Origin of the sequence: Marinobacter sp. bablab_jr008 (assembly GCF_016464145.1) — a bacterium.
Lineage (GTDB): Bacteria > Pseudomonadota > Gammaproteobacteria > Pseudomonadales > Oleiphilaceae > Marinobacter > Marinobacter nauticus.
Genome location: NZ_JACDWW010000032.1, coordinates 54975 through 66720, shown reverse-complemented (window position 1 = coordinate 66720; position 11746 = coordinate 54975). Strand labels below are relative to the sequence as shown.

Here is an 11746-nt window from a genome sequence, read left to right as displayed (position 1 = left end):
TCGTTATAAGCAGACCGGTAGCAAAATACACTCCTAAAACATGGCGGCGCCACCGTCCCTGTATCCAAAAGCCATCTTTAGTTGCCGCTGCGGCGACGCCATAGGCAAATAGTGCAATATTGGCATCGCCGATTGCCGCCCGCGTGCACAGCCAGACGACCGCACCATGGGACGCCTCCATCATCCCTGTAAAGAAAGGCACCTGGATCATTTCCCAAAAAAAATGCAGCAAAAAGCTGACAGACCAGATTAAAAAAAAACAGGAACCAGCCTCTACGTGATGGTCGACGTGAACAATGCATAATCTATCCAGCCAATCTAATAACTTCAGGCAGCCGAAGTTGAAATCGCAACCCTTCATCGCAGCGGCCTCCTGACCACCCGATAATTCGGAAATGGCCAGAACCGGTCCACCCAAAAACAACGGCAGCAGCAAGGAGATAACTCGTCGGTTCATTGCGGCCATCTCGATTTCATGCGCCAAATGGTCGGATTGCATGCTTGGCGCCCAGTATGCCTTTCAATAGTGAGCAATCATAGCACCTCTCCGAGAATGGGCGCTGGGGGCGAAATAGCCTCTTTGATGCGTCGTCAGGTCTGACAGTCTGACGGGTGGGGATGTCAGTACGAAAATCGGGAAAATGAAATTTAGCTGAAAATTCAGGTTCGTTTCAGTTGACCACTACAAACTTTGTGCGTCAAGATTAAGTGCCGTTTAACTGGCACATCCACCTTGAGGCAATAAATCGTTGTCGATATGAAAAAATAAGGAGTTTCAGGTGAGCAAAATCTTCAAATCAATAAGCGCTCCGCTGGCGATAGCTTTAGTAGCAACACCGGCGTTGGCCGCGGAGCCGGTCGGGCGTGCGTCACCAACCGTAGAAGACCTGAAGGTTGAAATAAATCAACTGACGGCTGAAGTGGAAGAGCTCAAGAAAGGCGATTCCCCCTTCACGGTGAACGGTTATTACCGCCTGCAGGCGACCTCAGAAAGTTTGGACGAAACCAACGATAACAGCAGTTCTTTTGTTGATCAGCGCCTGCGGGCAAAGATCACCGGCGACCTCAATGATAATGTGAGCCTGGTTTGGTACGGTGAGTTCGACTCTCCGTGGGGTGAGCGGGGAAGCTGCTACGGTGACGACGTCGACGATGACACCCCCGCTGACAATTGCGGCAAACTCAGCGCCGATGGCGTTGGCGTTGAAACAAAAAATGCCTACGCTGAACTGAAGGTGCCAAACAGCGACTGGAAGGTGCGAGCCGGTATCCAGGGATATGGTTTCGGTAAATACGAGAGCTTCGTCACCAATGACGATATGAACGGCATCTCCTTTGCGGGCAATGTTGGTATGGCCACGCTGACAGGTGGCTGGTTCAAGTGGGAAGAAAACGATAGAGATTCTGCGGACGACGTGGACTTCTACATGTTGAGTGCCGAACTTCATCCCAGCGAGGTTTTCCACTACGGCCTTACCGGAGCTCAGATCAGCAACAGCAGTCAGGCTGCTCTGAATGGTACGGCGGCTCGAACGGATGACAACTATTTCGGTGCCTACGCCGATTTTACCTATAACAAAATGGCCTATAGCGGCTCGGTACTTTACAAAAAGTCGTCCGGGCGTGACTCTGACGCAACAGATGGCGACACGTACATGTTGAATCTGTATGCCCAGAGGCATTGGGGCAACGCAAGCCTCAAGATTCACGGCATCTACATTCCGGCTGATGACAGCAGCAATGGTGCAGATCGCTTCGCGGCAAACCAGTCAGGCTGGGAGCTGAATAGCAGCAATCTGCAAATCTTCGGAACAGACTACTACTACAACAATGGTTCCCAGGGGGCCAAGTCAGTTTATGACGCAGCTTACCAGGGATATGGTCTGATGGGGCTGATGGTCTCGGGTGATCAGGAACTTTCCAACGACTACTACCTGAAGTACGGCACCGGTTACTTCCGCGTTGCCGACGACGCGCCCGACAGCGCTGCTCAGGCCAACGGCTCAACCCTTGGTACTGAAGTCGCTGCTCAGGTTGGTAAAAAGTTTGCCGGCGTGTATGACATCAGCCTCCGCGGTTCTTACGGTTTCATGGGAGACTTCTACGGAGATGACCCGGAGGATACCTATAAGGTCGTAGCTATGGTCAATATCAGTTACTGATCAACGTGTAATTTCATGATCTGATACAACGGCCGGGCCTTAGTCCGGCCGTTTGTCATTGAGCCGAACATGCGGAAGGTCGGCAATGATTTTGACGAAATCCTCCAAATGAGGACACTAGCTGACCCACGCAAAGAGGCCAGCCTTTTCTACTGGGCATTATCGTACTAAAACCACCACCGGACGCCCGCCACGAAGCTGGAGGACTCGACGTCTTCCCCCTCGCGCTCACGAAGGTCCTCTGTGTTGCCCAGAAAGCGGGTGTAAGAAACACCCACGTAGGGCGCAAACTCCCTCGAAAAGTGGTATCTCAGACGGAGCCCCAGGCCCACATTATTGATGCCACTACCGACGCCCCACTCCTCAACATCGCTGAAGGCAACGAGCGTTTCGCCGCGGCCCTGCAAAATGAGCCTTTGGGTCAGCAGCCAGTCGTACTCGGCTTCAAGATCGTATGACACGTCACCGTCGTCGGTGACTCGGAGATTTGTGTCTACCTCAAACCAGTAGGGGGCAAGTCCCTGCAATCCAACAATGGCCGAATAGCGCTCCTTATTAGGGCTGGGGCCAAACGTTGTCTGGGCACCCAATCCTGTCTGTATATCCCAGAAGCGATCGAAGCGATAGCTGTACTGCACATCAAAATTTTCGATGTCGCCGCTGTCGCTGGATAGATCAGTCTCACCTTCCGTTTCGACCCAGAGCCGATTGCGATCTTTACCAATCCAGGCCTGGGCGTCCCACAGGGCCAATTCGTTGTCGCCGTCACGCTGGTATTCCATCCGGTCAAACAGAACCTGGCCAAACACCTGGTTGTCGTGTATCGGCAGCGTCCAGTCCGGTTCGGCCTGAACGCCAGTACCGGCGGCGCCGGCTCCCGAGGCAAGCGTTAAGGCTGAGGCACCCACAACCCACTTGATGCGATTCATCATAATGTTCATCCCCTATCCCGTTAAACGACCGACACGACACGAAACATGCCTGCGTCCATGTGGTACAGAAGGTGGCAATGGAAAGCCCAGTCACCCGGTGCATCCGCTGTGATCAGCGCGGATACACGCTCGCCGGGTTTGACGGAAATCGTGTGTTTGCGTGGACGATATTCACCTGCACCGGTTTCCAGTTCCATCCACATGCCATGCAGGTGAATGGGGTGATCCATCATCGAGTCGTTGACGAGGATCAATCGCAGGCGCTCGCCATGGTAGAACTTGACCGGGCCATCGACTTCAGAGAACTTTTTGCCGTCGAACGACCACATGTAACGTTCCATATTGCCGGTAAGGTGCAGTTCCACCTCGCGTTCGGCCGGGCGCTTGTCGGGCCAGCCCTCAATGCTCTGCAACTGGGAATAAGTCAGCACCCGATGGTTGGCTGTTTCAAAGCCTACACCAGGGTCATCCAGACGCGATTGCGGGCTGGAAGCCACCATGGCCGCCCCGGGACCGTGATTATCAGGGCCATGGGATATCGGCCGACCCGCCGTCGGGACCTCATTCATCGTTGCTTTGTCCGAGCTCATCTTGTTCATTCCCGAGTCGGCGCCATTCATCATCATTTGGCCATGGGCTTTGTCGTTGCTGCCTGACATCATTTCCATCTTGCCACCCATGTCCATGCCGCTGTCCATGTTCATATCGCCGTCCTTGCCCATGGCGCCCATGCTCATCGCGCCCATGCCCATGGCGGCCATACCGCGCTCGGTTCGCGGATACATGGGCGGTACTGGCGCCTCCATTCCCTTGCGGGTGGCTAACGTTCCGCGCACATACCCCGACCGATCCTGTGACTGGGCAAACACGGTGTGAGCCGTGTCGGTTGGCTGTACAATCACGTCGTAGGTTTCCGCCACGCCAATGCGGAATTCATCCGTTTCTACGGGCTGCACTGGCTGACCGTCAGCGGAGATAACCGTCATCGGGAGTCCCGGGACACGGACATCAAAGTAGGTCATCGCCGAGGCATTGATGAATCTCAGGCGAATTTTCTCGCCGGGACGGAACAGCCCGGTCCAGTTACTGGCAGAAGGCGATCCGTTCATCAGGTAGGTATATTCAGAAGCGGTTACATCCAGAATATCCCGGGGGCTCATTCGCATTCTGCCCCACATGCCGGCTTTGCTCCACGCAGCATCCCAGCCCATGGTTTCAACATCCTTGAAGAAGTCGCTAACGGTGCGCTGGTTGTAGTTATAGTAGCCCTCTGCCACTTTCAGGTTGCGGAATACGTCCTCGGGAGAGTCAAAGGTCCAGTCAGATAGAACCACAACGTATTCGCGATCATAGGCCACCGATTCGGGCTCGGCAGGATCAATGATAATCGGCCCATAGTGGCCTAGCTGTTCCTGAAGGCCAGAGTGGCTGTGGTACCAGTAGGTGCCATGCTGTTCGACCGGGAAACGGTACTCAAACGTTTCGCCGGGCATGATGCCGGGAAAGCTGACGCCAGGAACGCCATCCATCTGGTACGGCAGAATCAGACCGTGCCAGTGAATGGATGTTGCCTCCGGTAGCGTATTGGTGACACGCAAGATTGCCTCGCGCCCCTGTTTGAGGCGCACCAGAGGCGCTGGCAGAGTGCCGTTGATGGTGATGGGCTGTTCCGAGACTGTGCCCCCTATCTTGAGAGGTGTTCTCGCGACGGTCAGGTCGTAGATGTCAGCGCCATTACGCACGGTGTGAAATGCGTTCGTGTTGTCCAGTTGTCCTCTAGCATAGGCCGGCAACAAGCTGTCGAAACCGGCAAGAAGTCCCATCGTGGCAGCTCCTTGGATAAGGCGCCGCCTGGACATACCTGCATAGAAATGTCTATCGCTCATAGGTTGCTCCTAAAACCATGTATATACAGCTTCTTGCGTTCGTGACTCGATTATTGATGCTACCCGGTGCAACTGAAATCAAACTGAAAAGTCGACCGGTAACCCCCCATTTTTAACGGGTTGCTGTTTTTCTGGGGAGTTGCCGTTACTGGTACAATCCATGGCAGACTGGCGAAACTTTCCCACCACGAAAAACGGCGCTTACAAATGAAAATTCTGATTGTTGAAGACAATGCGGTACTTGCCAAAAAAATATCGGACTGGCTTGCGCAGGCGCACTACACAGTCGATGTCGCCAAAACCGGCAAAGAAGCAGACTCGTTGATTGAAACAAGCTCCTACCAGGCCGTTATTCTCGATATCGGACTGCCCGATGAAAATGGACTGTCTTTAATGCAAAGATGGAGAAAAAACGGGAAAAAAGAGGCCATCCTTATTCTGACCGCACGCTCCAACTGGACTGAGAGAGTAGAAGGGTTGAACGCGGGTGCCGACGATTACCTTCCCAAACCGTTTGAGTTTGATGAACTGAAAGCCCGGCTCAATGCAATTATCCGAAGGAAGGATGGCAGAACAACAGACCAGATCAGCGTCGACGGATTTCATCTCAACGCCACCTACCGAACGCTGACCACGCCCGACCAGAAAGAGTTCAGACTGACAGCCACTGAATTCCGCCTTTTGCAGTGTTTCCTGCGTTCACCAGACAGGGTATTTTCACAGGATGAACTGGTTGAAACCCTCTACAACATAGAAAGATGCCCCACCAGAAATGTTGTTCAGGTCTATATAGCCAGGCTCAGAAAAATAATAGGGGGCAATAAAATCAAGACTTTGCGTGGCCAGGGCTACTTCTTCGAAAAAGATCCTACTGGCTGAACGCCCGAACGAACCAGGTCAACATATGCCAGCTCCAAAGAGTATCCGAAGAACAGCCATTCAGTATGGGGCTGTTTTCAGCCTCGTCTATTTCACCCTGATATTCTTTTCACATGCCTACGTGATAAAACAACTATCGGACGAGTCCAGGAAACAACACCTGAGTAAAGAGCTGGAAAACTTTCAGGCAATCATTGAAGCCGAGTCCCCGACAACTGACGACCTCAGGAACATGATCCATCAGTTTGAAATGCTTCTGGGGCATGCCATCATCATCGAAACGGCAGGCGGGAGCGTCCTGACGGGCAACAACTTTGACCTGAGCCAAATGCAGGGCGTTGTGGATAAGCCCGAGGGTTTTATTCACATAGCGCAGGGCGCGAACACGCTTTTTGGGCTTAGACGTACGTTCACTGCTACTGGAAAGCTGGCCTCAATCACCGTTCTTGAAACCGAGGGGGCGCTCTCTGAACGACCGCTGAAGGCCCACCTGACATTGCTCGGTGCCTCGGCCGTTCTTCTGGCGATACTGCTGGCACTGATTGGAACCACCACACATCTGACGTTAAAGCCCATCAGTAGGATAAAAGAGGACCTGAGACGGCTCCAATCCGGGAAACAAAGTCGTCTGAACCCTCACGTGCCGGAAGAGTTTCGTCCGCTGATCCGGCAGCTCAATGATTTGCTCGAGCTGTCAAACCGGCGGCTGGACCGCCACCGCCGCCTGAATTCCGATCTCTCTCACCTGGTCAAAACCTCTATTTCTGCCAATCTTGCCATTTTGTCGGATATCGATACCTTGCCTCCGTCCCGGGAGGATGTTGTGTTTATGGCCTCTAACTTGCGGGAGCTTGACAAATCCCTGAAATACCGGATGAGCAAAGCAGACATATCAGGCAGACAGATGGGACGGACGTGCATGCCGGTTGAAATCACGGCAAGTGTCATCACCGTTATGGAAAAAATCTTCCCTGACACGGTTTTTCGCCTCCACACCAACTTACCTGAAAACTTCAGCTGGCCAATGGAGCGACAGGATCTTTCAGAGCTACTTGGCAATTTACTCGAAAATGGCGGGAAGTGGTGCCAGACAACCGTCGACGTTACAATCGCCCGCACGTCATCAGGACTCTCCATAGAAGTAGCGGACGATGGCCCCGGAATTTCTCCCGAGGCGGCAGCCACTGTCATGAACAGGGGTACCAGGCTGGATGAAACGGTCGCCGGTTTCGGGCTCGGATTGTCCATCGTGTCCGAGATTGTCGAAGACAACCTCGGACAGATGAACATGGGTACCTCAAAAAACGGAGGAGCCAGCATTGTCATTCTACTGCCACTTCCGGATTAGAAAACCTCCAGAAAGGCAACCGTCGATGACGCAGCGCGGCTTCTCCCATTTTTTACCGTTGGATATCACTCACCTTGGCTCTTGAAAAGCGACCGAACAGAACCGGCAAAACAAAGAGTGTCAGGAAAGTTGCAGTCACGAGACCACCAACAATCACGCTGGCCAGTGGCTTCTGGATTTCCGCTCCCACGCCCGTCGACAACAGCATCGGTATCAAGCCGAGCGCCGAGGTTATTGCTGTCATCAAGACAGGACGTAAACGGGAGACGGCACCTTCAAACACCGCGGCATCCACGTTCAACCCATCCTGTATTCGCTGATTGATGCTTTCGACCATAACGACCCCGTTAAGCACCGCCACACCAAACAGTGTGATAAATCCAACGGAACTGGGCACTGAAAGATACTGGCCGGAGACCCAGAGCGAAAAGACACCACCAATTACGGCAAGCGGCACGTTGACCAGAATCAACAGCGCTTGACCAACCGAACTGAAAGCGAAGTAGAGCAACAGCGCAATCAGCCCCAGAGATACAGGTACCACAATGGTCAATCGTTTCTGAGCTCGCTGCTGGTTTTCGAACTGACCACCAATATCCACCGAATAGCCGGGGGGAAGGTTCACTTCTGACGCGATGGTATCCTGAATATCGGCAACCACACTGCCCATGTCACGACCCTGCACATTGGACTGAATGACCACACGGCGCTGAACGTCGTCGCGGCGCACCTGGGGCGGGCCGGACTCAATAGACACATCGGCCACATCACCGAGTCTTACCCAGGCTCCGGAAGGCGCCTGCAACCTGAGATCAGCAATGGCATCCCGGTCTTCCCGGAAACGTTTGGCCAGGCGCACATAGATATCGTACCGCTCATTTCCGTTGATGATCTGGCCCGCGGCGGCACCACCCAGTCCGTCCCGGACGACACTCATCACATCAGACACGGCGAGTCCGTACCGGGAAAGTGCCTGACGGTCTGGCTGAACCACCAACTGCGCTTCACCGGCAATCTGCTCCATGGCCACGTCCCGGGTCCCCTGAACAGTTCGGACCGCCGCTTCGATCTGTTGGCCTTTCTCGGCCAGCACCTTGAGATCCGGGCCAAAGAGTTTGATGGCCAACTGCGCGCGGACACCAGACAACAATTCGTCAACCCGAGTTGCAATAGGCTGAGAAAAGTTAAACAGTAGCCCCGGGTGCTGTTCGAGCTTCTCCTCAAACAGAGCCTGCAATTCATAGCGATTACTGGCGCTGGTCCACTCGGCTGTTGGCTTGAGGCCAATGTAGATTTCGATGTTGTTGACGGGCTCCGGATCGCCGCCTATTTCCGGTCGGCCCGCCCGGGACAGGGCGTAGGTCACCTCTGGAAACTCCATCAGCATGGCCTCCAGTTTCGGCGCCACTTCAAGCGCCGTATCGAGGCTTGATGAAGGGGCCAGGGTCACCCGGAGGTTAATCGTGCCCTCTTCCAGTTCAGGCACGAACTCCGTGCCCAGTCGTGGAACAATCAGCGCCGCCAGTACAACAAGAACCGCCGCCGCGCCAACAACCACGCGGCTATGCTTCAGTGACCAGGCAAGCCCCATGCGATAGAGCTTTTCCAGGGGTTTTAGAATGAAGCTTTCCCGCTCCCGGATACCCTTACGGAACATGTATGACGCCAGCGCGGGTACAACCACCAGAGCGACGATCACCGCCGACACGATAGCCAGCATGATGCTGATTGCCATTGGCTGGAACAGCTTGGCTTCCACACCTTCGAAGCTGAACAGAGGCATGAAAACGACCAGGATAATCGCCGTCGCGAAAAAAATCGGCCGCGCCACTTCCCGGCCGGCTTCCTGGAGACGAAGGGCAATGCCATGATCATCGTGTGACGCGTCCAATGGATCGGGGTCATCTCCAGCCAACTCATCCCGATGGGCGTCATGCTCGCCATCAGGATGGGTCAGATGCTTGAACATGTTCTCAACCATAACAACAGAGCCATCCACCAGCATGCCGATTGCCACAGCAATACCGCCCAGAGACATCAGGTTGGCCGAGAGACCGAACCAGGCCATGATCATCAGGGCAATCCCGATGGAAATCGGTATTGAAAGCAGCACCAGCGTTGTTGCCCGCAGATTCATCAGGAACAGGGCAAGCACGATCGCAATAAACACAAAAGCCAACAGAAGCGCATTGGTCACCGTCTCTACGGCCTTGGTCACCAGATCCGCCTGGTTGTAATAGGGCTCAAAACGAACCCCACTCGGAAGCGCCTGATTTATGCGATCAATGCGGGCCTCGATGCCGTCGATGGTGGCTTTTGTGTTGGCCCCCATTCGTTTGAGTACAATGCCAGAAACCACTTCACCCAGTTGTTCAACCTGACCGGCTTCATCCTTCCGGGTCATGGTTACCGCACCCTGGCGAATTTCAGTGCCCAGCGCTACCTCGGCGACATCGTTCACTGTCACTGTAATGCCATCACTGGTTTTAACGGGCACCTGACGGATCTGCTCGAGCCCCTGCTCGCCATTACCCAGCCAGCCCATACCGCGAATAACCAACTGCTCCTGCCCGCGGCCCATATACCAGCCCCCAACATTGGAGTTGTTGTTCTCCAGGGCTTCCATGACATCGTTCTGTGATAAGTCATAGGACAGCATTCGCGCCGGGTTCAGGTTAACCTGGTACTGGCGGACCTCTCCGCCAAACGACAGGATTTCCGTAACCCCTTCAGCCGGTATCAGCAACAGTTTGACCAGCCAGTCGTGCAAGCTGCGCAATTCCATTGCGTCGTACCCCGAATCCGGGTCCGCTATCAGCAAGTACTGGTAGACCTGGCCAAGACCGGACGTATTCGGCCCCATTTCAGGCACCCCGACCCCGTCCGGAATCAGCTCCCGCGCGGCCTGCAACCGCTCGAAAACCAGTTGGCGCGCGAAATAGATATCCGTGCCCTCTTTAAAGACCACGGTGACACCAGACAACCCGGTTTTGGAGATGGACCGAACCTCCTCAACATCCGGCAACGCATACATCACCGCTTCAATGGGATAGGTGATCAGCTGCTCGACTTCCTCAGCCGCAAGTCCGGGCGCCTCTGTATTAACAGCGACCTGGACGTTTGTAACGTCGGGGAAAGCATCAAGATTCAGTTTTGGTATCTGAAACGCGGCCGTGGCGATAAGCACTGCAAGCGCAATAAGAACCAACAGGCGGTTCTGAACCGCCCAGTCGACAACTCGGTTGAACATAATGGCTCCCGGAATCAGTGGTTGTGCGGATCAAAGCCGCCTTTGGCAATCTCAGAGGCCACAAAAAATGCGCCCCGCAAAACGACTCGTTGGCCCGCAGCCAGGCCGGAAACCTCACGGAGCCCGCCAATTGAGCGGCCCAGTTCCACTTCCACGGGTTCATACTCGCCTTCGGCCTCTTCCACATAGACCGTCCAGTCGCCGTCCGCGCCACGCATCAATGCAGTCTCCGGCACGGCAAGCACCGGCTCGCTGGTCTTAAAACGAAAATACACATCTGCGAACATTCCTGGATGAAAACGATCTTCAGGATTGTCCAGCTCCAGCCTGACAATCCGCGTGCGGGTCACAGGATCAATGGTGTGGGCTTCCTGGGACACCGTTGCCACGCCCACACGACCCGCTGCCCTGACTTCGGCTTCCGCGCCCTTCTCTAGAACAATGTCGGAGCTTGCTGGCAGATGGGCTTCTACCCAAAGCTCACTCTCATCAGCAAGAGTCACCAGCGGCTGGCCAGCCTCAACTCTTTGTCCTTGCTCAAACTCATCGGTCAGTACTGCACCATCCACGCGAGCCCTGAGCATGTATTCACCGAGACTATCCACCCCGCTGGCCTTCAACGCACCAATGTCATCATCGTTCAGCCCGTAAGCAAGCAGAGTCGCCCTTGCTGCTTCAATGTTGGCTTTCGCTGTATTGAACCGCTGATCGCCAACCACGGAACGACCCAGCCCGCTGATTCGCTTCCATTCAGGAAAAGCTTTCCTGTAATCCGCCTGCGCCTGTGCCACCGTCTCACTGAACAGGGTTACCAGCGGCTGGCCCTTGGTTACGTGCTCACCCAGTTCCACGTGACGCCGCAGCACCACTGAGGCAACCCGGGGGGACACGTGATAGCTGGTATAGCCGTTGGTCAGCAGCTCACCGGGAGCGTAGATTTCATAGTCAACGTGCTTGCTTTCGAGGGTTGCTACTTCAATGCCGGCGAGCTCTTTCTGTTTGGCATTGATGCTTGCGGTGGCCGCTTCTTCATGGCCACCGTTCTCGTCTTCGTGGCCGTGCCCCCCTTCCTCTTCATGATCACCTTCCTCCTCATGCTCACCTTCTTCACCATGATCTTCCTTATACTCGCCCTCCTCACCGGTGACTTCCTGATGATCGTCGCCACTGGCAGCATGATCATGACCGGCTTCCTGATGAGCATCTTCCTCTGCCTGTACAAAAGAAAGTGGGGCTGTAAGCAACGTCAATGCGAATACAGAAATCAGAGTTTTTTTCATAATGAATAT

7 protein-coding genes and 1 pseudogene are annotated in these 11746 nt (G+C 54.5%); 3 read left to right on the top strand and 5 right to left on the bottom strand.

Annotated features, from left to right (window positions below; all coding sequences use genetic code 11):
• Positions 1-499, bottom strand: a pseudogene (locus JIF53_RS02080) (hypothetical protein); the annotation flags it as partial.
• A 280-nt stretch (positions 500-779) separates the two neighbouring features.
• Between JIF53_RS02080 and JIF53_RS02075 the strand changes: the two are divergent.
• On the top strand, positions 780-2162 hold the full coding sequence (locus JIF53_RS02075) for a hypothetical protein (RefSeq protein WP_199451744.1): 1383 nt from the start codon (positions 780-782) through the stop codon (positions 2160-2162).
• 167 nt (positions 2163-2329) lie between these two features.
• Here the strand turns inward: JIF53_RS02075 and JIF53_RS02070 are convergent, their stop codons facing one another.
• Complete coding sequence (locus tag JIF53_RS02070; RefSeq protein ID WP_199451743.1) at positions 2330-3094, bottom strand: copper resistance protein B; 765 nt, start codon at positions 3092-3094, stop codon at positions 2330-2332.
• Between the two features lie 20 nt (positions 3095-3114).
• Positions 3115-4953 (bottom strand): copper resistance system multicopper oxidase, encoded by a 1839-nt coding sequence (locus JIF53_RS02065; RefSeq protein ID WP_227548939.1) that lies wholly within the window; start codon positions 4951-4953, stop codon positions 3115-3117.
• Positions 4954-5187: 234 nt separating this feature from the next.
• Here JIF53_RS02065 and JIF53_RS02060 point away from each other — a divergent pair, with 234 nt between their 5' ends.
• Both JIF53_RS02060 and JIF53_RS02055 read left to right on the top strand, forming a co-directional pair.
• Positions 5188-5859: a response regulator transcription factor gene (locus JIF53_RS02060; protein ID WP_199451742.1), complete on the top strand. Its 672-nt coding sequence runs from the start codon at positions 5188-5190 to the stop codon at positions 5857-5859.
• A gap of 25 nt (positions 5860-5884) precedes the next feature.
• Positions 5885-7207, top strand: a complete 1323-nt coding sequence (locus JIF53_RS02055; RefSeq protein ID WP_199451741.1) for an ATP-binding protein — start codon at positions 5885-5887, stop codon at positions 7205-7207.
• 52 nt (positions 7208-7259) lie between these two features.
• Here JIF53_RS02055 and JIF53_RS02050 read toward each other — a convergent pair whose 3' ends face one another.
• A complete protein-coding gene (locus JIF53_RS02050; protein WP_199451740.1) occupies positions 7260-10457 on the bottom strand; it encodes an efflux RND transporter permease subunit in 3198 nt (1065 codons plus the stop codon).
• Between the two features lie 14 nt (positions 10458-10471).
• Positions 10472-11737, bottom strand: coding sequence for an efflux RND transporter periplasmic adaptor subunit (locus tag JIF53_RS02045; RefSeq protein ID WP_008174785.1), 1266 nt, complete (start codon positions 11735-11737; stop codon positions 10472-10474).
• Positions 11738-11746 lie beyond the last annotated feature (9 nt).